General features: G+C 39.2%; 15 protein-coding genes. 3 read left to right on the forward strand and 12 right to left on the reverse strand.

The annotated features are described in order from the left end of the window. Positions 1-16: 16 nt before the first annotated feature. The 8 genes from R2S08_RS23050 to R2S08_RS23085 form a co-directional block, all read right to left on the reverse strand. Positions 17-2,845 carry a sulfatase-like hydrolase/transferase gene (locus tag R2S08_RS23050; RefSeq protein WP_316837361.1) on the reverse strand — a complete coding sequence of 943 codons (2,829 nt, stop codon included), beginning with the start codon at positions 2,843-2,845 and terminating at the stop codon, positions 17-19. Positions 2,846-2,857: 12 nt separating this feature from the next. After that, positions 2,858-4,894, reverse strand: a complete 2,037-nt coding sequence (locus R2S08_RS23055) for a glycoside hydrolase family 2 protein (protein WP_316837362.1) — start codon at positions 4,892-4,894, stop codon at positions 2,858-2,860. A 14-nt stretch (positions 4,895-4,908) separates the two neighbouring features. After that, complete coding sequence (locus R2S08_RS23060; protein WP_316837363.1) at positions 4,909-6,390, reverse strand: RICIN domain-containing protein; 1,482 nt, start codon at positions 6,388-6,390, stop codon at positions 4,909-4,911. Positions 6,391-6,562: 172 nt separating this feature from the next. Further along, entirely contained in the window at positions 6,563-6,976 is a 414-nt protein-coding gene (locus R2S08_RS23065; RefSeq protein WP_316837364.1) for a hypothetical protein, read from the reverse strand. A 35-nt stretch (positions 6,977-7,011) separates the two neighbouring features. Beyond that, complete coding sequence (locus tag R2S08_RS23070; protein ID WP_316837365.1) at positions 7,012-8,598, reverse strand: SusD/RagB family nutrient-binding outer membrane lipoprotein; 1,587 nt, start codon at positions 8,596-8,598, stop codon at positions 7,012-7,014. Between the two features lie 10 nt (positions 8,599-8,608). Next, positions 8,609-11,947: a SusC/RagA family TonB-linked outer membrane protein gene (locus R2S08_RS23075; RefSeq protein ID WP_316837366.1), complete on the reverse strand. Its 3,339-nt coding sequence runs from the start codon at positions 11,945-11,947 to the stop codon at positions 8,609-8,611. Between the two features lie 205 nt (positions 11,948-12,152). Further along, complete coding sequence (locus tag R2S08_RS23080; protein WP_316837367.1) at positions 12,153-13,301, reverse strand: FecR family protein; 1,149 nt, start codon at positions 13,299-13,301, stop codon at positions 12,153-12,155. 182 nt (positions 13,302-13,483) lie between these two features. Then, positions 13,484-14,056, reverse strand: a complete 573-nt coding sequence (locus R2S08_RS23085) for an RNA polymerase sigma-70 factor (RefSeq protein WP_316837368.1) — start codon at positions 14,054-14,056, stop codon at positions 13,484-13,486. Between the two features lie 347 nt (positions 14,057-14,403). Here R2S08_RS23085 and R2S08_RS23090 point away from each other — a divergent pair, with 347 nt between their 5' ends. From R2S08_RS23090 to R2S08_RS23100, 3 genes are all read left to right on the forward strand, one after another. Continuing rightward, positions 14,404-15,276: an AraC family transcriptional regulator gene (locus tag R2S08_RS23090; RefSeq protein WP_316837369.1), complete on the forward strand. Its 873-nt coding sequence runs from the start codon at positions 14,404-14,406 to the stop codon at positions 15,274-15,276. Between the two features lie 85 nt (positions 15,277-15,361). Continuing rightward, entirely contained in the window at positions 15,362-17,401 is a 2,040-nt protein-coding gene (locus tag R2S08_RS23095) for an ATP-binding protein (RefSeq protein ID WP_316837370.1), read from the forward strand. Between the two features lie 100 nt (positions 17,402-17,501). Further along, positions 17,502-18,386: a hypothetical protein gene (locus R2S08_RS23100; protein WP_316837371.1), complete on the forward strand. Its 885-nt coding sequence runs from the start codon at positions 17,502-17,504 to the stop codon at positions 18,384-18,386. Here the strand turns inward: R2S08_RS23100 and R2S08_RS23105 are convergent. The 4 genes from R2S08_RS23105 to R2S08_RS23120 all read right to left on the reverse strand — a co-directional run bounded on the left by R2S08_RS23105 (position 18,383) and on the right by R2S08_RS23120 (position 22,952). Further along, a complete protein-coding gene (locus tag R2S08_RS23105) occupies positions 18,383-18,865 on the reverse strand; it encodes a hypothetical protein (protein WP_316837372.1) in 483 nt (160 codons plus the stop codon). The two genes, R2S08_RS23100 and R2S08_RS23105, sit on opposite strands and share 4 nt — an antisense overlap. A 119-nt stretch (positions 18,866-18,984) precedes the next feature. Then, on the reverse strand, positions 18,985-19,569 hold the full coding sequence (locus tag R2S08_RS23110) for a hypothetical protein (RefSeq protein WP_133778645.1): 585 nt from the start codon (positions 19,567-19,569) through the stop codon (positions 18,985-18,987). 136 nt (positions 19,570-19,705) lie between these two features. Further along, entirely contained in the window at positions 19,706-22,129 is a 2,424-nt protein-coding gene (locus tag R2S08_RS23115; RefSeq protein ID WP_316837373.1) for a hypothetical protein, read from the reverse strand. After that, the gene (locus R2S08_RS23120) at positions 22,095-22,952 is read right to left on the reverse strand and encodes a hypothetical protein (protein ID WP_316837374.1); all 858 of its coding nucleotides are present in this window, start codon (positions 22,950-22,952) and stop codon (positions 22,095-22,097) included. The genes R2S08_RS23115 and R2S08_RS23120 overlap by 35 nt, the downstream gene beginning before the upstream one ends. Positions 22,953-23,062: the final 110 nt, after the last annotated feature.

Raw genomic sequence — 23,062 nt, forward strand, 5'->3', positions numbered from 1 at the left:
ATCAGATATTTATGCATTAATTAAATACTTGTTTGAAAAATTGATAGGCACTTTCTGTTATGGCCATGTTCATATAAAATACATGTCCTTCGCCTTCTCTAATTTCCAGCTTGGTTAAAATGCCGTTTTTTTGATAAAGTTTATACATGTCTACTGCTTCTTCAACAGAGACCAGACCATCTGCACTACCATGAATGAACATCATTGGAGCATCGTCAGGCGTAACGTGTTTGTATGGAGAAATCTTTTCAAACCAATCAGGTAAAGTGCCGTTACCTTTAACAGGCCAGGTCTTTCTGCCTGTTAATGTAGGGGTGGCAAAACCGGCTGCCGCCTGTATCTTGTCAGAAAACTTAATATTGTTGCCATCGCCCTTCAATTCAGCATCGTTGCCAGTAGTGGCCAAGATAGCTGCCAACTGTGCACCTGCCGATGCACCGCAAGCTCCAATTTTGTTCGTGTCTATATTAAATTTATAAGCATTGGCTTTTACCCACCTTACGGCGGCTTTCGCATCATAAACACATTGTAGTGGCGTAACGGCATCAAGCATACGGTAATCTATGTTCGCGGTCACATAACCCTTAGCAGCCATATATCTGGCATGGGCTTCAAACCAGGCACGTTTATGTACGGCCCATGCGCCGTCGTGTATAAATACAATACAGGGAACAGATTTTGCAGAGGTGACCTTGGGTAAAAACAAATCCAGTTTCTGGCTATAACCGTTATAGGATGTATATGGAATGTCCCGATAGGCGGTAGAGCCGGAAAGCATAGACTCCATATTTACCGGACTTGCGTCTGTAATGAGTTCAAAACCCAGTGTACGGGCTGCTTTTTTAAATAGCTCGTCCTTCCCGTTTAGTAAGTCGTTGTCTTTGCAATACTTTAAAAATTCTGCTAAGGCTTTATCTGGACTTTGTACGTGGGGGTGGTCAAGATAGAGATCTTTTATAAAAGACTGCCGTGTCGTGTAGTAGGCTGCTGTTAATTTAACAATTGCTTGTTTTTCGGCTTGTAAAAAATGAGCATAGGGCTCAATCTCTTTTATCTTCCTTATTAGTAATTTGCTGAGGTACAACGAATCTGGAGCCAATACAGCGTTGATCGTTTGCTGGCCGCTAACAGCTATGGTTTGTTGCTTATGGCCTTTGGCCGAAATTTGAAGCGTTGCATCCTGATCGACCGTTATGTCATACCTGCCATCGGCGTCTGTGGTAACTTGTTTACCCGTTTGCTTAACTTTAATTTGGGCGTATTGCAGAACTTCTCTGCTGTTTTTAATAGTACCAGATACTTTTATTGTTTGGCCTGGTAGGGGATATGGCAGAACTTGGTTGTCTGTTTTGAGAACAGGCATTGGTGCCTTCCAGATTTTTAGCTGAGTGCCTAACAGCTGAGCCAGTTCATTGACTTTTTCGGGATTTGATGTAGCAAGATCATGATTTTCACTGATGTCATTTTTGAGGTTATATAGTTCTTTTTTGCCGGTACGTTGATTGTATACCAGTTTCCAGTCGCCCTTACGAATAGCACTAAAATAATTGATACCTATTTCTTTGGCGTTGTTCCATTTGTTGGGGTAATGCCAGATCAAGGTCCGGTTATCATCTTTAATTGTTGGGTCTTTAAGTAGGGGTACAAAGCTTTTTCCATCAATTTGCTGCACGGTTTTATAGTTTTGAATTCCTGCAAGCTCCAAAAGGGTTGGAAAAAAGTCTTCAATGATTACATATTGATCAGTTATTGTTGCTGGTTTTACCAGCAGCGGATATTTTACGATCATAGGTTCGCGTATGCCGCCTTCGTAAACGGATCCTTTGCCTGCTTTAAGCGGTAGGTTCTGTGTATTTTCTTGACCTCCTCTTTCGGTTGCCTGACTTAGTCCCCCATTATCACTCATAAAAATAATGACGGTGTTTTTTTCGATGCCTTTCTTTTTTACAAAGTCCATGATATCACCCAGGCTTTTGTCCATACCTTCTAACAGGCTGGCATATCTCGCTTCTGTGCTGTCTATACCTGTATCCAGATATTTCTGCAAAAATCTTTTATCACCCTGTATGGGTACGTGTACTGCATAGTGCGCCATGTTCAAGAAAAATGGTTGATGATTCCTGATGGGCGCGTCAAGAGCTTTTATCGCTTCTCTGGTGAGAGCTTCGGTTAAAAAAACATCAGTCCCAAAATATTCTTCCATATCGGGTACCGCCCTGGGCGTAGCCTTTCCGGTAATATTGCCATAATTCTCTTCGGGAAGATAACTCTGTGGATTGCCTGCAGCATGGCCTGCGATATTGACCATAAAGCCCATATTGTAAGGGTTTGCACCCGGAGTACCTGCGGCCGCCCAATGGGCTTTACCCACATGGATAGTAAAATATCCGGCATCCTTTAACAACTGAGGAAATGCTGTGGCATAAGCCGTCTTTTCGATGCCTGGATTAGGGCTTAAACCATTGTAATTCCAGTTTGCTGGTGCAAACTGATGATCAGTGGCATCTGTATTCTCATTTTTTTTGGTACTGGTCCAGTTCGTAATGCCACTATGGGCGGGGTTTAGCCCCGAAAGCATGGCTGTGCGGCTAGGCGTACAAACAGGTGCGGCATAGGCATTGGTGAATTTCATCCCTTCTTTAGCCATACGTTCCATATTTGGAGTATGGTATCGCTGGTTTAAAGGCGTTTTTTTATCCCAAAAAGGCAGAGATGTATCTTGCCAGCCCATATCATCTACTAAAAATACGATGATATTTGGCCGTTGATTTTGAGCGTTTACAATGGTTGAGGTTATTGTTATCAGTACTGCCAGAAACAAGGGGATTTTTACTTTTTTCGTCATATGATCAGTTTTTTAGAGCTCTTGTTGAGTAGCTATGTAGCCATTTGGTCTTACTACTGTTATTACCGCTTTTCCCTGGTAGTCCTTTTCGAGTTTCATTTTAATCTCCTGTCCTGGACTAAGGATCGGCAAATCTTGTGGTTTCTGACTGATCCAATTATCTGTTCGGCTAGATACGTAAATTTTATATCCTTTAACTACGTGTTGTGGCAAACCGACGCTGCCAAAAATAGTTACGGAGATAGGTGCTTTGTTTTCTGGTGATAATACGTTGGCTACCTGTACTTCAACCGGAGAAGATAGTTCTCTAAGGACCTTCATGGAAGGCTTTGGATTTCCATACATATCATACACACCATGAATCCTTCTTTTGAGTTTGGTGGTATCGCTTGTACCGGGATAATGGGTTCTATAATCAGTAAGATCGAAATATATAGCTCCTTGTATAAAAGGTTTGCTTTCGAAAATTGCCATGTGGTACACCAGGTCGTTAATGCGACGCTCGTCGCCTCCTTTAAAATTGGGCTCGCACAGGCCGAATTCTGATATAATCAAAGCCTTATTGGGATAGCTGGTGTGTATGCTGTCTAGATAATTGCCGATTTTGGCTACGGGTACTTGCCACCAGCTCCCTCCGTATTCGTTCATCATTAAATAGTCGCCCTGACTGGCACCGTCGGGTACGAAATTTTTGTGGTTGGAAAAGCTGCTGGTTAAGGTATTGCTTACATAGGAATTCATCCGTGTTTTATCGAGATCGGCAGCCCTTTTCATTAAACCAGCTATCATATTCTTCACATCGGCATCTCTGCCTCTTAACTCGTTACCAACCGCCCAGGAAAATATGCTGGTGTGGTTGTAAAAGTTGTTGATCATACGCTCGAGTTGTTGCACGGCAATACTGCTTACCGCTTCGCTGGCGGGTGTTTCCGGACCCCAAAGTGGGATTTCCTGCTGCACTAGAATACCATTCCGGTCACAGAAATCGTAAAAAAGCTCATCCTGCTGAAAATGCATGCGGGTAAAAATGGTATTTACAGCTTTCAACATTTTACAATGTTTAATGATGATGGAATCTGGCTCTGCAAAACCATAATTGGGATCTGATCCGGCAGTCCATTCAGTACCCATTAGTTTTATTGGTTCGCCGTTTAAGAAGATCTGACCATTTTGCATTTTTAGATCTTTGAAGCCTATGCAGGTTGTAATTTCATCAACAGCTTTATTGCCGGCCATTACTTTTACTTGTACCTTATAGAGGTTGGGGAAATCGAAGTGCCAGGGATTTACTTTTGCTAAATCAAGTTCGGCTATGGCCTCGTTGCCGCTCCAGTTTGGTTGAACAGTTTTTGAATATACTGTGTTGTGTGTAGATTGGTTTTCTTCTGTGATCTGAATGGCGTATTTTAGTGTTTTTAATGGTTGATCGAAGCCCAGTTTTATTTTTAAATGGCCGTTATTGTTTGCCAGATCTAATTTGGGCTCTATGTGGATGTATTTGGCAGTGGGTTTCCCGCTTATAATTAACGCAGCTTTTCTAATCATGCCACCATCGTTGGGCCAGTCGAAAGAAGTGCTAAAGGGGACTTTGTTTTCGGTGTAGGCGTTGTTGACGGCTATAGTGATTCTATTTTCTGCGCCATACTTAAGCTTATCATTAAGATTGATGCTAAATTTGTTGAATCCGTCACCTGTATTTTTAAATGTGCTTTTTCCATTGATATATATGATAGAAGTATGATTTATGGCGCCAAATTGTACAACAACATTTTTGTTTTTCCAATGAGCTGGTACTTTTATGGTATAGCTGTACCAGGCCCAGCCGTAATGGTTTTGGGTGGTTTCATCTACATTCCAGGTGTGGGGTAGGGTTACGGTTCTGGCATTAGGTAGTTCTTTGTTAAACCAAAGTTTGGTTATCCCTTCTCCTTTTTTATCTATTGCAAACTTCCAGTTATTATTTATCTGAACGGTATCGCGTTGAGCAAAAAGGATGTTGCTAAATGTTAAGGAGAAAAATAGGAAAAGGCAATAGGTTTTTAGGTTCATTATGAATATAATTTTTATCTCCAAATCATCCATTTCTGGTTGTAACTTCCATCGGCATTAGCTTGTACTACCTGGGCGCCATCGGCAGATGAAGCTCCGGCAATTTGAATAGGTAAATTGCTGTTAACCGAGGTAATGGTGTAATAACCCAGGTCATTTGGTACTAGTTTAAACAATTGATTTTGGGCTTGGTTCCACCAGGGCCATTGTGCTAATGGTGCACCGTTAGCAGTAGAAGCGCCAGTTACATCCATTGCTTTGTTGCTGTAATTATTAAGAATGCCGTAATTGCCATTGCTCACAAAATTGATTTGCCAAAGATTACTACCCTGGCTATCTCCTATACCTTGTATAATTGCTGCACCATCGGCATTAGAGCCTCCTGCTATTTGCAGGGTTTTGCCACTATTTGTGTTGTTAAATCTGTACGTGCCAGGATAAAAGCCTGCAGGGTTTGCTTCGCAATAGTTAATGAACTTAATGATACTGGTTGCATTATCTTTACTATCGGCCAAAACATGCCAGATCATAATACCACCGATACCCTGCTGTAGTACATAAGGGATTTTTTGTCTTATGGCGGGATGTCCATCGTAAAATAACTTTCTTGTACTTGTGGGTGATACCGAATTTAAACAATAGCCATATGGAACCTCCTGTAGTACATTATTGAATCCTATCTGAGTGGTGGCGGTACCATTTTCATATACCCAGGCGTAGGCGGGGATGCCCATGTTTATTTTAGAAGCATCGCCCATTTTTGCTTTGAATGCAGTAAAATCAGCTACAAAGTCAGTGAACGATGATTGTGGTGAAGGGGTATTCATATTGTTGTGGTCGTAGCTCATTACGTTAAGGAAATTAATCCGGCTATAGGCAAGGTTAGAGATTGCATTCTTTTGATAAGCGGCAATAGCGACACTGATTTTTTTGTTATATGGCTGTAAACTATCTGCTAATTGTATTGCAAAGGCGCTAAAGTTAGTTGTTAAGCCTGCACCTTCGAAGTCGAGATCTACCCCGTCAAAATTATTGACTGTGAGAAATTGCCTGAGATTGGAGATGAAGCCCGCTCTGTTTTGATTAATTTGGGTATTCTCGTTCCCGTTGGCAGAGTTGGTTGCAATACCGAAGTACATTTTTAAATTCTTATCATGTCCTTTTTGAAGGGCTAGTGTTATGCTTGGGGTAATGGCAAAATTTCCAGATACGTCTGGATTTATAAAGGAGATGATAATATCTGTGTATTGAGAGGTTACAAAATCATCCATATAGGCTGCGTAATCTGTTGAACCAACTGCATGCAAAGTAAGGTAGCCAACCTTTCTAAGGTTACCACCTGCCGAGAGCATTTGGGCATTTTTAAGATCTTTTACTGCTGCTGATTTTGTTACGTCGCCTGCAGAGATTGTGTTTTTTTTACATGAGGTAAATAATATGACTGTTGTGAGAATAGCAAAACTGTTTATAATTGATTTAAATATTATTGTTTTCATACTAAAAATTTCTTGGTTAGATTTTACAAAGCTTTTTTGTTAGAAGTTTTAATCAGGTAAATATTTAAAAACAAGAATGTTTAGTTAAACATGAGCGGTGCGAACACCACTCATGAATTAAATTACAGAAGATTCTTTATCAGTAAATAGCTGGTTTCTCTTTACCAAAACCTTAATTGGAATTTAATGTTAATGTATAAGGTTGAGTAAAATCAACGTTCAAAATATGTTCTAAAACAATTTCGTTTCCAGTGTTACCCTGACTATCATAGTAGGTACCTTTTGCTAAAGGCGAGGCATTATAATTAAATCCAAATGTTATTATTCCGGTATTAGTGGGATTAACAGGAATACTGCCGGAAAAAGTTCCCGGATTTACAACAAAATTATAGGATGTAGTATAATCACTAAACTGAATCCAAATGGGTTGTCCAGTGTTATTATTGATGGTTACATTTATCCCGGTTACCTGCAAAATATTTGTTGATTTTGCAGGTAATTTAGAAGGGAGTAATGATGCGGGATTCGCATTAGCAGTCAATATTCCAAAGACTACAAACAGGCATAATAAAATCGATTTTTTCATTTTGTTTAAATTAATAGTTTAAGATATTCGGTATATTAAAAATTAGCTCCAGGTTTGTCCCACCATACTCGGGTACCTCCATTATCAGGTCCACCTAAAACAGCCAAACCTGTTTTCACACCTTCTGGATTACCCAATAGTTCTGATTGTGCAAAAGGCAATCTTCTGATTTGTATTTGTGTATCAATAGTGCCATTGCTAAAATTACGTGCAACAGGAAACAATTTAGGATACCCAGTACGGCGATACTCTGCCCAAGCTTCATATCCATCAGGAAAAATAGCCAGCCATTTCTGCGTAATGATGCGTTCTAATTTCTGCTCCTGGCTAGCTGCATCGTCCCATTTGATCGTAATTGATGAAAGTGCAAGGATATTATTGTCTGGATTAATAGGATCTACATAATTTTCTTGTTTAGAGGTGGCGTCATTTAAATAATTACCAATTGGAACACCCCATTGATCCATTGAGGTTTTTATTCCCATTTCATAATTGGTTTTAGCATCTCCGGCATTTGCCCAACCACGTAGCGCAGCTTCAGCTTTTAAAAACCACATTTCCGCCGCGTTCATTTCCATATGTGGTGCAAAATGGGTATACGTATCAACATAGTTATAAGCGGTAAACGTTTTATAATCCCCTTTGGCAACATCGGCGCCTATGCGAATACCGGTATATTTACCTGCAATACCAGTCTGTGTAGCTGGCAGAGCCATTTTAGAAGCTCTTGGATCATTATAGCCATTTAAATAGGTGCCAAACGAGGCGTTTAGCATATTGTCTCGACTATACAAAAAGGTAACCAGCCAATAATCGTTCTCTTTTCCACTGGTCAATACCGCATTGTCGGCATTGCTGGTCAATACGCCTTCGGGCGCACTGAGCGCAATTTCGCCTTGTATTTTTGCGGTAGCTGGATCTATCTTAGCCAGGCGCATTGCCAAACGTAAGCGTAAAGAATTACCAAACTTTATCCATTTAGTCAAGTCTCCTCTATATAGGAAATCATTATTGCCTATTCTATTCCTTTGAACAGGGTTGCTGGCCAGATAAGTACGAATATTCCCTACTGCGGTATCTATTTGCTTGAAAAATGCCGTATACACTGTTTTTTGGTCGTCGTAAGGGATAACGCGGAAAGACGTACCCGTTTTGGTATAGGGTATTGGTCCAAACTTATCGGTTACCCTATGCATGGCTTGTACTTGTATCAATAGTGCTACACCCCAAACATCAGGTAAATTAGTTCTACCTCCCGCCTGGGCTATTTTATTTATTGGAGCCATTACCTGATTATATTGCTCGGTAAAAGGCCTGTCGTTCCAACCAGGAATTAAAGAATAATTTAAATTGTTAAACCCGCCACCAAAAGTTGGATTTGGTGACATCATGTAACCCCCATAAGCATCCGCGCTTAAATTTTGAGTAACTTGAAAACTAGAAAGAAGTCCCTTTTCTATAGGACCTATAGCACTAGGAATAAGCTTTAAAGATTGTTCATTGCTTAATGCATTTGGAGGGCTATTAAAATCTTCGAATTTTTTAGTGCAGCCAAATATTAAACTTAATGCACAGCATAGGGTAATACTTGTTAATATGTTTTTTGTTGAATTATTTTTCATCTCCGTATCTTTAAAATGTTACATTCAAGTTTAAACCGATATCGCGTGTGGCAGGCATATTAAAAGCGTCTACGCCTGATAATCCATTGCCTGTAGACATGGTCAATTCCGGGTCGTAAGGTGCTTTTTTATAGAAATAGAATAAATTTCTGCCGGTTAACGTTAAACGTATGGTTTTGAAAGTGTTATTTTTTATGGGTAAGTTATAACCTAAAGCAGCTTCACGCAGGCGTACCACTGTAGCGCTATACATATAAGCCCCTGCCATTGCCCCTCTGGAACCAATAGTTGCATAATAGGTTTTGGGGTCTAACGTGGTTACGGGTTGGCCAGTAGCATTTACTGCATTTACTGCAACCCCTCCATTATCTCTTGCCTGGCCGCTTTGTTCAGAAACCCCCATAAAATCCATATACGATTGGGTAATAGACATTACTTTACCACCGAACTTACCATCAACCAACAAGCTTAAGCTGAAATTTTTGTAATTAATGGTATTGCTCCAGCCTGCCTGAAATTTGGGATTGGGATTACCTACATATACAGGTTCAGATGTTTTTGCAGGTCTGTAAGGACTAGCAGCTGTACCTGTTCCTTCTAATTTCATTCTGCCTTGATCATCATATGCAAACGTTTGGGCATAAATATCACCATAAGACCCGCCTTTTCTAACTACAGAACTATAACCATAAGTATCACCAGTTAATAGGAACTTGGTATTATCGTTAGGGTCTCTTACTTCTAATATTTTATTTTTGTTAGATGATCCGTTGAAAGAAGTATTCCAACTAAATTCTTTGTTTTTTATTGCATCATAACCTAAAATAAACTGATAGCCTGTATTCTGTATTTTACCCGCATTGTAATAGGCAACCCCTACAAGTGATGAGGCCGGAGGAGAATAAGCAAAATATTGATTAACGGTATTCGTTTTATAATAGGTAAAACTCAGGCTCAATCTGTCTTTTAAAAACCGGAGATCTGCACCTGTTTCAAAAGTTTTAGTGCGTTCGGGTTTTAATGCAAATTCTGCACTGTTGGTGTTAAATACAAGTGAACCCTGACCATTTTGGCTGTTTAAAATTCGGGTAAGATAGGATGGTAACGTATTTCCTACTTCTGTATATGAGCTTCTTACCTTTGCAAAGGAAATAAAATCGGGTAATTTAGTCATTTGTGAAAGGACAAGAGATAAGCCAACAGAAGGATAGTTGTAATATTGTTTTGAGGTAAAAGCAAGGGTAGATGACCAATCTTGCCTAAAAGTGGCCGTTACAAAGGCCCAATCTTTATAGGCTAAATCTAAATTAGCAAATGCGGCCTGTAATTGGGTATGGCTTTTTGAAGCACTGCCAGGATTAAGCACTGGAAGTGTACTTGTGGCACCTGCTGCGATGGTTTGTGATGGCTGTGCTACGATATTACTTGCTACAAAGTAATCTGGGGTTAATAAATTTCCCCCCATGGATAGTCCTGTACTCGAATTATCGGTGATACTCGTTCCTATTAAACCTCCAATTTTAAAATCTTCTGAATTTAAGGGTATTTTAAAATTAGCGATCGCATCGGCGTATTTTTGAATCTGTGTACTGTTACCGATGCTATAAGTACCATTGCCTAATAAATTAAGGTTACCATCGGTACCTTGGTATTTTTTGCTCTCATTATCGTCTGTAGTCCTATCTAAGTTACCGCGGACCTGGATATTTAACCATTGTGAGAATGTGTATTTTACACTTCCTGTAAGTAAATAGCGGTTGCGCTTGGTTACATTGGGCTCATTATTCAGTATCCACCAAGGGTTTTCCTGATGAAAATCCCCGTTTTTGGTTAACCAGAACTGACGATCATAACCTAGCAATTGTGTATTATAATAATTATCCTTATAAGGTGTAATATCTATGCCGCGTGGAAATAAATACAGAGATAGTAATGGACTTGGATAAACACCAATTGGAGGTTTATTGTTAATGATTTGGTTGATGTAGTTTAAACTTGCATCCACTGTTAATTTACCATCTAAAAAGTTGGCGGTTTCTCGCAAGTTTAAATTATGACGACTCAATTTATTAGTTGGTGTAATTCCGCTTGCATTGGTATTGGCATAAGATAGATAGGTTTGCGCAAGTTGATTACCGGCAGAAAAGTTAATGGCATTGTTGAAATTATTTCCATTCCGAAAATATTGGTCCAAATTATCATAACTCGTCGTAATAGGTGCTCCCCAACTTTGCAAATCTGCTTTATTTACTACATTCGAAGCTCCATACGTATTTTGGAATTTAGGTCTATAAGCAGTTTGACTTGATTGATAAGAAGAATTAAAATTAATCTCAGCCTTACCTACCTTTCCTTTTTTTGTCGTAATTAAAATCACACCATTTTGTGCCTGGCTTCCGTATAATGCCGATGCAGATGCACCTTCCAGTATAGATATACTGGCAATATCTTCAGGGTTCAGATTAGAAATACCATCTCCACCGTCACTTACCCCACTGCCATAAATATCAGTTGGCTGGCTACCGTTGGCATTAAGCATAGGCACACCGTCAATTACATACAGAGGCTGGTTATTGCCATTTACAGAGCGGTTACCTCGCAAGGTAACTTTAGCTGAGCCGCCAACGCCGGAACTGCTTGATGAAATAGTTACCCCTGCAGCCTTGCCACTTAGAGAATTGATAAAGTTAGTTTGTTTAACAGTAGTTAATTCATCAGATTTTATAGTCTGAACATTATATGAAAGTGATTTAGAGGTTTTTTCTACGCCCAAAGCAGTGACCACCACTTCGTTTAAGTCTTGGGTTGATGCTTGTAAAGTTACATTTATATTCTTTTCTGTACCTACCATTTTTTCTACGGTAGTAAAGCCTATCATGTTAAAAACCAATACATCAGTTTCCCTGGCTTCAATTGTAAAATTACCATTGGCGTCAGTTTGGGTGGCAACTTTTGTACCCTTTATGATTACGGTAACTCCAGGCATTGGCAAACCCTTATCATCTAGAACTTTTCCTTTTATCGGAGCTTTTTGCACCGTACTGGTGCTGATCTCTGTTATACTTTTGGTATTAAGTTTAACGATGACGGTGCGATCTTTAATAGCATATGTAAAAGGTTGGTCTTGAAAACAAATCTTTAAAACGTCATTTATACTCCCATCTTTTATGTTAAGGGATACGGGCTTAGCTTGTTCAACGAGTTTAAAATTATAAAAGAAATCATAGCCTGTTTGCGTGCTGATCTGATCAAATATTTTATCAAGCCGGACCTTTTTTTCATTTAGGGTTATTCTTTGGGAGTATCCGGCCGCACTTACATGCAGTATGGCTGTGGTTAGGATAATCATGACAATTTTCATTATACGCAAGAATTTGGGTATGCAGCGTTGAGCGCTGCACAAAATTTTTTCATAAAATTTCATATATTTGGTTGTTTAGGAGGTAATCAATTGCTAGTTGGTTTATCTGTATTTACAGTTGTTCCTGAACGTAATTCAGGGTTCTGATTGGCGTCAGAATCCTGCTTTTTGTTACAGGTGTCTGTGGGTAGTATTATTTCATAACGATAACTCTCCTTCCTTCTATTTTAAAATGAACATTTCCTGTTTCTTCCATAATTCGTAGTATTGCCGATAGATTTTTTGTTTGGGATATTTTACCCCCAAATACGACTGAGGGATCTATTTCTGTTTGAAATACAACTTCAACATTATACCAGCGGGATAGCTTTCGCATGATGCTTTGAATATTTTCCTGATTGAATTTGAAGTATCCCTTCTGCCACGCTATTACATCATCTGAATTCACATATTTTACCAACAATTTATTGTCTATGGACGATTGCTGGCCTGGTTTAAGAACTATTGATTGTTGCACAATTTCTTTGGTAGCATGTGTCTTTATTTTTACGCTGCCTTCCAGCAATGTAGTTTTTGTTGCATTTTCATCGGCATAGGCATTAATATTAAAGTGTGTGCCTAATACTTCTATTTCTTGTTTAGTGGTTACGACTTTAAATGGTTTTGTTTTATTATGGGCAACCTCGAAATAACCTTCTCCGGTTAATTCTACGCGGCGTTCCTTAGTGGAGAATTGTATAGGGTATTTTAGCGATGAAGTAGCGTTGAGCCAAACTTTGGTGCCGTCTGGCAGGTATACCTGATATTGCCCACCATTTGGTGTTTCAATGGTGTTATAGTTTAGTCCGCCCTGAGTTGGGGCATATCCATTGTCTGCAACTTTGTATACTAATTGACCTTCTTTAGTTTTAGTAATTGTTAAACCAGCTTGTTTGACAATTTGACCATTTGAGGCGTTGTTTAAATTGATTCGTGTCCCGTTAGCTAAAATCAGGGTTGCTTTATTTCCGCCTGGGACGATTTTTTGTCTAGAAGGAATATTTGTATAAATATCTGATTGCGAATGATGGTTATTATAGAGTATTATTCCTGTTGAAAAGATGATGAGGGCAGCCGCCACCTTAAACCAGGTTTTTTTATTCCATAATTTTCTCACATTATGGTGTACCGGCAAGTTAGTCCATATGCTCTCAAGTTGATTTTGCATATCTTCTGGGTTTGTTGGGCCGCTTTTTGATTTTGCTTCCTGGAGATACCAACTATCCAGCAGTGCTTGTTCTTCTTCAGAAAGCGTTCCTGACTTATATTTTTCTAATAATGATTTAGCTTCTTTATTTTTCATTAAGATGTAATTGTTATTAATGGTAAAGAAATGATCATGTGCGGCCTGGTTCTGTCGTGTCTGTTATTATTGCGCATAATAGCTTCATAAACGAAAGTTTTTTTCTCTGTTTCTATTAAGACGGTTGAATTGTAGCTGGGTAGTAGGTGATGAATAAATATATTCAGGGATTTGAATATATTTTATAAAAAAGGGAATAAGATTATAATGGAGTCCAGTTTTAACCGGAGTGTTTTTATCGCATTATTTATTTGCTTTTTAACTGTTTTATCGGAAATATTTAGTTGCTCTGCTATTTGTTTATAGGACATATATTCCTTCCTGCTTAATTCAAATATTTCACGCATTTTAGATGGTAACAAGGATATTTCTTTCTCAATTACTATACGTAGTTCTTTTTCTCTGAGGCTTTGATCTGTTAAGCATTCGCCGCATATGAGAAAATTCTGTAAAGAATCTTCATACTTTGCCCGGTTTTTTTTTATTGCGATCAGGTCGAGAACACGATTCTTTATTGCGCTATATAGATATGCGGACAGAGGTCCTTTTAGGTTAATATGTTCCCGTTTATTCCACAATACTGTGAAAAGATCTTGAACGGCATCTTTAGCATCTTCTTCATCCTGCAATATCTTAAAAGCGTGGATGTAAAGGATGGTCTTATAACGATCATATATGTTTTTGTAAGCGACCTTATCGCCTTCTTTTAAAAGAAGGAATAATTGGTTGTCGGTTTGTTTATCATTAGAATACATTATATCTGGTTAATTAATCTTATGATGAAACTTATTTTATAGCATTAGTAGTTGAGTGTTTATTTTTTGGGATAAAATGGGCATGATCAATACTTTTTAGAAAAAAGAGGTCTGTTGGTTATTTCAAATCTAACCATGGTCTGGTGGTTTTACTAACTCAAAAATGACAACTTTTGCCAGTATTGTAGCATGTTTAATGAATTGTTAATTCCTTAACGAGAAAGAAAACCTATGTTTGAATTGCTAATTTGCTTCTTTATTTTAGCAATATTGAATGATGTTAGCTAATATAGAATCAGTATAACGTGAGCGGGTAAGTGATATAGTCCATTAATAGTAGTGTTTATATGAAACCGGTTTTTGCAAAAATTTTAAATAACTCACAGGAAGAAGTCTTCGTGACAAGATTGATTGAACGACCTTTTTTTTCTACTGAATTTCATTTTCATAAGGAATGCCAAATGAACTATGTATTGAAAAGCTCAGGATATAAAGTTATTGGTGATTGTATTGATAATTTTGAGACGGGTGAACTGACATTATTGGGTTCTGACATACCACATGTATGGCATAACGATGATCTGGATGATGGCTCTTTTGACGAAACCGAAGAACATGCCCGTTCTTTTACTTTGTTTTTTAATCCGGATAAGTTAACTGGATTATTAGCTAATTTCTATAATACGAATAAGCTGGAACAAGTTCTGCAAAAATCGAAAAGAGGAATGAAATTTTATGGAAAGACAAAGGAAGAATTAAAGGATTTGCTTTTCAAAATGTCTGATGAGGAAGGTGCGGCAAAACTGATACTCTTGTTACAATTGCTGCAGATTTTGTGCAACACGAATGAATATACTTTATTGGCTAGTGCTGGTTATGTAAATACCTATCAAACCCGTGATAATGAAAGAATTGATAAAGTGTTTAAATATTTATTTTCGAATTTTTCTAGTGAAATTAAGTTAAAAGATGTTGCGGCAATTGCTAATATGAATAAGCAGGCATTCTGCCGGTTTTTTAAGGCAAGGACACAAAAAACGCTTGTTGAGTTTATTAATGAGATTCGTATAGCACATGCTATAAAACTGATGAATGCGGATGATTCAAGTATAGCGAGTATAGCTTATAAATGTGGTTATAACAGTATTTCCAATTTTAATAAATTCTTTAGACTGGTTACTAAAAAAACACCATCGGAATTCAAAAAACAGTTTGCCTAGCTCTAAAGTACACGAGAAGGAATAATTAATTTTGTTTTACTAATATTTTTAGTATTTTGGCTGTTCAATAGATATGGCCCCGGGTATGGAAAATAAAGTCGGAATAAATAACAACAGCGTAGACTCAGCGGGTATCACCAAAGAGTATAAAGAAGCTATTGCTGAGCTGATCTGGAATGGGTTTGATGCTAAAGCTACCAGTGTTGACCTGGTTTTTAATGCGAATGAGCTGGACCATATTGATGATCTGGTGATCAGGGATAATGGAACCGGAATTGACTTGTCTACACTGGGCGAAACCTTCGGCTCTTTTTTGGACTCTCTGAAGCGTAAGTCTGTACAAAAGACTTCTTCGGTTAGAGGAAAGAAAGGAAAGGGTAGGTTCTCCTTTATTGCATTTGCAGAAACTGCGGTTTGGCAGACGGTTTATAAAGATCAGCAAAGCGGACAATTTCTGGAATACGATATTACCATACATGCTGGAAATAAACATGTATATAAGAATGAAAATAACCGGATTTCTACCGTAGAGAAAACGGGAACGAGTTTAAGGTTGTCTAATCTGTACGGAATTACAGGATATTCTTTGACCAGTACAGAGTTTATGGATTATTTGAAGGCAGAATTTGGGTGGTTCCTGTTGTTGAATGAACAAAGACATTTCAGCCTGAGTTTAAATGGTACAGCTATAGAATTCAGGGATATTATTGCCGAAGATGAGGTGTTCAAAAGTGTGGTTTCAGATCATGGCGGAAATGAGTTTGAATTTAAAATCACCTATGTGCGATGGAAAAAGAAGATAGGAGACAAATTCTACTATTATTTTTTGAATGAGCATAAAAAGGAGTTGTATAAAGAGTTGACTTCTTTTAATCACAATGCTATCAATTTTTACCACAGCATGTATGTGGAGTCGAGCTTTTTTAATGAGTTTATTTCTTCAGATAAAGAAGGTTCTGGAAGGCTTTTCGGGGTAAACAGGAACAATCTGGTTTTCAAGAGGCTATTGAAGGAACTCCGAAACATTATCAATACCAAACAGAAGGCTTTTGTGAGGATCAATGCGGCAGATGAGCTGATTTCCAAGTATGAACGTTTGGGGGTATTTCCAAAATTCAGAAACAATAAGTATGAGCAGGAGAAAAAGAAAGATCTGGTTGAGGTGGTGCGGGAGATTTACTGTATACAACCAAAGATTTTTAAGGGTTTAAGTGAAACTCAGGAAAAAACGAGTGTAGGTTTTATTAATCTTTTACTGGATACTGATGAAAGGGGACATATTTTAAACATTCTGGATGGAATTGTGCAAATAACTGCCGAAGAAAGGGAAAACTTATCTAACCTGTTAAAGAAAACATCGTTCAGTCATATTCTGCGAACGATTAATCTGATTGAAAGCCGCGCTAAAACAATAGAACTTTTAAAGACACTGGTATTTGACTTGAAATCTTTCACGAATGAGAGAGATCATATTCAGCATGCAATTGCAGAGAATTATTGGCTGTTCGGAGAGCAGTTCCATTTGGTTACAGCGAATGAGGCTTTTGAAAAGGTATTGTCGAAGTATTTGTATATCATAGATGATTTACCTGCACCTGCAAAAGTTAAATTGCAGGATGCGGAGAAGGTTAGAAGGCCTGATCTTTTTATCTGCAGGCAGCGGAGCGTGCCGGATCCCTCCAGCCATGATGATGATCTGGAAGAGAATATTATGGTGGAATTGAAGCGTCCGGATGTGGTGATTGGCAAAGTGCAGCTTCGCCAGATAGAAGATTATATGGATTTTGTGACCCGCCAGCCGGAATTTAATGCGCAAACGCGTCAATGGAAGTTTTTTGTGATCAGTAATGAAACCGATACTTATATTAAAAAACAGTACGATGAATTTAGGGATAAAGGCAAGCGTTTTCTAGTCAAATCATGGGGCAACCTGGAGATCTTTGCCATGACCTGGGATGATGTGTTCAGAAGTTTTGCGGTGAAACACAAGTATCTGCTGGATAAGCTTGATTTTGATAAAAGGGCCATTGCTGCCGAACTTAAAGCTAAAGGAATTGATTTGAATGTGGAAAGCTCTTCTGCTGTTACAAAGGAAGTGAGGGCTGCGGCTGTGACTAATTTTTAAGTGCCGTGGTTATATAAGTTAAAATATGTTAATTTACTAAAGATCAATTGTTAATCGAATAGATTTGTTGTGCAGATCTTTTGCAACCTGCACTTCAAAAATGAACAGAAAAGTTTTATCTATTTTATTTTTTACCGGATTGGCTGGGCTTTCCGGTACTGCGGCTTATGCACAAAAGCCAGATCCGGACGTTGATGTAAATATGTGGATGCAGCACCCGGTTGTGGTGGACGGAAATTCTGAGGAATGGCATGAGCCACTGAATAATTTTAATTCGGAAACCAAACTGGCTTTTGCTCTTGGGAATGACGAGCAAAACCTTTACCTGGTGATTGAATCTCTGGACGAAATGACAACAGGCCGTTTGATTCGTGGCGGGTTGACTTTAAACATCAATACCGCGGGTAAAAAGAAGGATGGTATTAAACTGAACTTTCTAGGCATGCAACAAGCTCCTCCTCCACATGGGGAATTGAGAGATAGTACTATGCATCAGGGGGAGCATGAACATGATCCGGGTGTAAGATCCATTTCAGTATCTGGTTTTAAAAGTATTCCGGATGGTAGTCTAGCTATTCCAAATGATGCAGGGATACAGGTTGCGGCTGCGTTTAATCAGCGCAGAGATTATATTTGTGAATTGGCTATCCCACTGGCCCAGTTGAATTTAACGGGAAAAGAAGCAAAAGGAATTGCCTATCAGATCAAGATCAACAGTAGTGCTGGAAATCCTGAACATCATCATCAGGGAGGACAAGGTGGTGCTGAAGGCAGTGGCGGTGGAATGTCCAGGGGCGGTGGAATGGGTGGCGGCATGCGCGGCGGTGGCGGTCATGGTGGTGGAATGGGCGGTGGCGGTGGCCGAAGAGGTGGTGGTATGAGCCAAAGAGGAGGAACTGAAGGTAGTGGCAACAGCTCTAAATCTTCTGATTTTTGGATCAAATATGAGCTGGCTAAACCAGGAGAATCTTTTAAAATGAATTAATTTTTCTTTCTTAATAATTGTGCAGCGAGGGCTTTGTCTTTTAGTATTCCTTTATTTTTGGGATCTAGACTCAGCCCTTCGTTGTATTGCATAACGGCGTTTTTATAGTCTTTGAAGCTGAAGTAAACGGAGCCGAATCCCCAATAGATTTCTGGGTTTTTTGGGTTTAACAACCAAGCCTGATTGAAACGGTACATGGCGGTCTGAGGATCTCCGTTGTTCAGGTATTTAAAACCGAGTTGCACCAGCGCTTCTGATGCTTTTTCCGGGCTTTCTTTTTGAGTAGCTGTTTTTATAAAAGCACTGTCTGCTTTCAGTTGTTGTTTTGTCTTTGCTGCATGCCCATATTCAGGCAGGAGTCTGATATTGGTTTTTGACTGTTCTTTCCAAACTGTATAGCTATCTTTCTTTTGGGTACAGGAAAGAAGTGACAGTATCAGAAAGAGATTCAGAGGAAGAAGTTTTATACAATGGTTCATAGATACAGGGATGGATCCAAGCTGCAAATCTAAACAAAGATCTTAGTTCCTCTTGTAAATGGGATTAAAAAATAAAGCCCGCTGTTTTTTGCAGCGGGCTTTATAAATTAAATTTTAATTTATTTTACATCACTTCTAACCTTGTTGGCTGTTCCCTGACCTGGTAGATAGATCTGGAACCCGAAAGATAAATGCAGGTTGCCTTGATATCCATTATTTCCAAATCCGGTTAAGCCCTGGTATTTCAACAATGTTTCAAGCCCGATATTAGGAGTAATGAAATAAGCAAAACCTGGGCCTACGCCAAAGTCTAAACCATTCGTTGTACCGCCGCCTTTACTTGTATTTGTTCCGCCAAAACCAATGTTTGCTTCTCCGAAGAAACGGCCGTGTTTTAGAACTTCTACATCTTTACCGGTATAATAACGACCAAGGGCACCAATTCCATAGTCCGTAGTGGTTGCGGCGTTCTTTGCGGTAACTAAACCGATATGTGCATATCCCCCCAAAGCAATATTGTCTTGAATAAACCATGCCGCTTTTGGAGTAATGTCCATTTTGAATACTTTCGATCCGCTTAAACCTAAATCGAAATTGGCCAAATCTGCACCAATTAATACATTACCCTTTTGAATCTGGGCGCTTGCCGAGAGGCCTACTCCGAGTAGTACAACAGTTAGCAAACTTAAAGTAAATTTTTTCATAAGATGTTTTTTAAAAATGTTAATAGATGAGCTATATACTACAAGCTTAATGCCATAATAACTTTTTACATCTTAGAATTGTTTTTATTTTCTGCGTTTAGATGTTAAAAACGCAATAAAATGTAATCGATTCGGTTTAATTGCGGTTTATAAATTCCCTGAAATAACTGCATTCACCTTGTGCAATTTGGTAAAATGGTGTCTTTGCATATTTAGCAGAAAACTCCTTGTAATATGGATTGGCAAGGTTGGCATCCAGGTAGTCTTTATAGGTTGTTTTACCATTTACGTAAGTATAGAGGTAATCTGGATATTTACCGGGTATGATCATCTTTTGAGCACATTTGGCCAGCATGAAGGTACATTTGGCTTTGAGGTTTTGATCGGTAGTCAGTAGTCTGGCCTTTAGATATAACCGCCTTGCAGTTAGGGCCTGTTTATAATCTTTTTCATAATCGTATTTTGGAGGAACTACATTGTCGTAGGAGCTCCAGCTGTAACTGATCAGTCCCCAGGAATTTCCAAAATAACCAGTTTGATACAGCGCGTTTGCCATTTTATAATAGTTTGCCGCCGCATTTTTTGGATCTGAAGTAACGAGCTTTTGCAGTCGTAGCATTTCCATTGCAAAGGTTTTCTTGTTTAAACCTCCTGTTTTACTGCCGTTTTGTTTAGGGTAATCCCGGATGGTCTCTATAAATGCATTCGGATAAAGTCTTCCTTCATCGCCTTCATACCAGTTAGATGCGCTGAAGTATTGATGTTTAGGATTAATTTTTTGAAACCAGATCAGGGCATTTTTATAGTGATGTGTTCTGAGGTAACTGGTACCCAGAAGTTCATAGAAATCATCCTGGTTGAGTTGCTTGATGCTTCCAGCCAGAAGCCCGTCGAGGTTATCCTGAGGCGGGGTTGTTCTGTATTTTTCAATGCTCAGTAAGGTTGTTGGACTTAGAGCTTCCTGCCAGTATTCAATGGTAGCGGAGCTCATATTGCTGAACAAATCCTTACTCTTTAAGTTTAAAGACCTGATGTCACCTTTGACCATGGCCATGGCGGCACGGGTAGTATCGCCCATTTTCAGGTAGGCTGGTGCCAGGACATCCTGATAGAGATTTCTTGCGCTTAAGCTGAAAGCTTTATTATAGCCGCCCCAATCGTCATAGGTTTGACCAGGTTTTGGTTTATTCTCTTCAAAGCGTTTTTGATCGAGCCATTTAAGACCTGGTAAAAGATCATTGGGGTTAAATGAACTTCCCTTTTTAATCTGATCTGCTTTAATCAGCAGATCGGTGATGCGGTATTGATCTTTTAAACGTTCCGGGAGTTTAGGGAAATCAAGTTTCGACAGATAAGATGAAGCTTCTGCACCTTTGTTTTCCATCCAGGAAAGGTAGGCGGCTGTAAGAGTGCCTAATTCAGGTTGACTGTATTTCTTTTCCCCGGCAAGTTTAAGTGCGAAATTTTTCACCAGGGCCAGGTGTTTAAGGTTGACCTTCTTTAAGCTGTCGGCATTGTTTGGACTGTTGTAATAGTAATAATTGCTGGAGCCGTTTAGTATATTTCCTTCCAGTTTATTGATCTCCCGTACCAACAGGGCACCGTTAATTGGGCTTTTGGGGTCGTTTTTATATACCTCTTCCAGACTTTTTAAATCTTTTGTCGGGTTTCCAAACCCTTCTATAGCCCAGATGGTGGCTCTTTCTGTATTATTTTTAGCAAAACGGAGTACGGAATCTGTGGATGGGCTGATGTTGTAATAGTTTCTATAAGCAAGTATTCTGCGTTCAGGATTGCTTTCAAATACTTTGGAAAACAAATATGCGGATTCGCTCCTCATACCTAGTCTTCGTGTAGCTCCGGCATACAGCGCCATGGACCAGCCTTTAACGGCACTGGCGGTTTTATTGGTTCTGATCAATTTGTCATAGATGTTTCTGCATTCCTGGTACTGACCAGCATAATGATACATTCTTGCAGACTGGTAGGCGTAACGGAGTTTAATGAAGGCATCAGCCCGGGAGGAACTGACCAGATCAAGCGCTTGTTTGGCAGCCGAAATCATTCCGGTAGTGTCACGTGGTGTAGGATTCCAGTAATCTGAGCTTGAATTGGCAAGAGGTTCGCAGCTTTTAGCAAAAGAGAAGTACTGCGCAGCTTTTTTATTTTTGCCCAGGGCTTGTATAAATGTATTTTGCTGCAGGCTGTCTGGCAGACTGGAAATTGGCTGCTGATCCAGTTTGCTGAGTACCAGATTGGTGGCATCATTACTTCTATACATGGCCTTTTCAACATCTTCTTTTTTTACCTGAAGGTATTTAGCCCATTCTTCGCTGTTGATGTCCGATTCACTATGGGTGTCTTTATCTCCGTAGAGGAAGCTAAGCTGCGTAAAAAAGAATGGGGAATATTCATCGCCGGATACATCACTATGGAAATAGTTTATATAATAGTCATAAGGGTCTACTTCGCCCCCGCAGGCTAGGTTGATGGCGATTTCGGCAAAAAAAACAGTAAAGAAAGTACTAAAACCTATGAATAACTTTTTGTAGGTCGTCATATTTAAAATCATTTAATAATTGTTCGTCTAAGTGGTAGAATGTGAGGTTAAATTCTGTTGAGGGCAAATATGCGGATAAAAAATCGGCTGTTTGCAGAAGTTGTTTTGTTGTAATATGTTCCCATCGCACAATGTCATTTTTCTTTAGTCCGGCCTGAGGGAGGTCAACCAAAAGCTGGTAAAGTAAGGGTTGTTCCAGTTTTTTAAAGATGTTCTTGTCTTGCAGCTGATTTGGCTGCAATCGTTTGGAGATACCTGCGTATTGCTGGTTGCGGAAAATAACCGCCCATTTAAATAAGGGGAGCGCTACGTCAAGGGTCAGGGGATAGTCTTTTAAATGGTCTTTCAGGTAGAGGTCCATTTCGGCCTGATCCAGTATAGAGTTTTGTGGGCCATACTTCCTTAAATTGCCCATATTGTAACACATCAGCATAACTTTCTTTACCGGGGGAATGCCTGAGCTCTCTATATTTTTAACCTGATGGAGCCTTAACGTGGCTGTAATCTCTTTGTTCCGGAGTTGGGGCAATTTTTTGAGCTGTTCAAGAAAATAGAAATAACGGTCTTTAGTTGTCTTGGTCCAGTCGCAGTCTATCTGCAGTTCCTGGTAGTCTTTCTTTCCGGCTTGCTGTACTTTTGCCTGGACAAAGACTGCAATTTTACTGGCAAGTGTTTTCAGTGCAGTACTGTCTGCTACGTTTAAAATGTTGTTGACGATATAAACTACAGGGATGATGTTTACTTGCCGAGGTATGCTTTCTTTAAAAGTGATTGGAGAGATGGGGATGGCTTGCTGTCCGTCAGGGCTTAAGTCGATATCCATAATCCGTACATACAAAGACCTGGATTGCATTTTTTCGAGGTACTGTTGCTCTGTTTTGTTCTGGCTGTAAACTGTTTTCCAATAGTAAAAGGTAGTATGTGGTTTTTTTT

This window comes from Pedobacter nutrimenti (genome assembly GCF_032678445.1).
Lineage (GTDB): Bacteria > Bacteroidota > Bacteroidia > Sphingobacteriales > Sphingobacteriaceae > Pedobacter > Pedobacter nutrimenti_A.

Excerpts from the sequence above, each read along its gene's own strand:
- R2S08_RS23100 (WP_316837371.1), top strand. The coding sequence starts at position 17,502 with ATGAACAGAAAAGTTTTATCTATTTTATTTTTTACCGGATTGGCTGGG.
- R2S08_RS23115 (WP_316837373.1), bottom strand. The coding sequence starts at position 22,129 with ATGACGACCTACAAAAAGTTATTCATAGGTTTTAGTACTTTCTTTACT.
- R2S08_RS23105 (WP_316837372.1), bottom strand. The coding sequence starts at position 18,865 with ATGAACCATTGTATAAAACTTCTTCCTCTGAATCTCTTTCTGATACTG.
- R2S08_RS23080 (WP_316837367.1), bottom strand. The coding sequence starts at position 13,301 with ATGAAAAATAAAGAAGCTAAATCATTATTAGAAAAATATAAGTCAGGA.
- R2S08_RS23120 (WP_316837374.1), bottom strand. The coding sequence starts at position 22,952 with ATGGATATCGACTTAAGCCCTGACGGACAGCAAGCCATCCCCATCTCT.
- R2S08_RS23095 (WP_316837370.1), top strand. The coding sequence starts at position 15,362 with ATGGAAAATAAAGTCGGAATAAATAACAACAGCGTAGACTCAGCGGGT.
- R2S08_RS23090 (WP_316837369.1), top strand. The coding sequence starts at position 14,404 with ATGAAACCGGTTTTTGCAAAAATTTTAAATAACTCACAGGAAGAAGTC.
- R2S08_RS23110 (WP_133778645.1), bottom strand. The coding sequence starts at position 19,569 with ATGAAAAAATTTACTTTAAGTTTGCTAACTGTTGTACTACTCGGAGTA.
- R2S08_RS23060 (WP_316837363.1), bottom strand. The coding sequence starts at position 6,390 with ATGAAAACAATAATATTTAAATCAATTATAAACAGTTTTGCTATTCTC.
- R2S08_RS23070 (WP_316837365.1), bottom strand. The coding sequence starts at position 8,598 with ATGAAAAATAATTCAACAAAAAACATATTAACAAGTATTACCCTATGC.
- R2S08_RS23075 (WP_316837366.1), bottom strand. The coding sequence starts at position 11,947 with ATGATTATCCTAACCACAGCCATACTGCATGTAAGTGCGGCCGGATAC.
- R2S08_RS23065 (WP_316837364.1), bottom strand. The coding sequence starts at position 6,976 with ATGAAAAAATCGATTTTATTATGCCTGTTTGTAGTCTTTGGAATATTG.
- R2S08_RS23050 (WP_316837361.1), bottom strand. The coding sequence starts at position 2,845 with ATGACGAAAAAAGTAAAAATCCCCTTGTTTCTGGCAGTACTGATAACA.
- R2S08_RS23055 (WP_316837362.1), bottom strand. The coding sequence starts at position 4,894 with ATGAACCTAAAAACCTATTGCCTTTTCCTATTTTTCTCCTTAACATTT.
- R2S08_RS23085 (WP_316837368.1), bottom strand. The coding sequence starts at position 14,056 with ATGTATTCTAATGATAAACAAACCGACAACCAATTATTCCTTCTTTTA.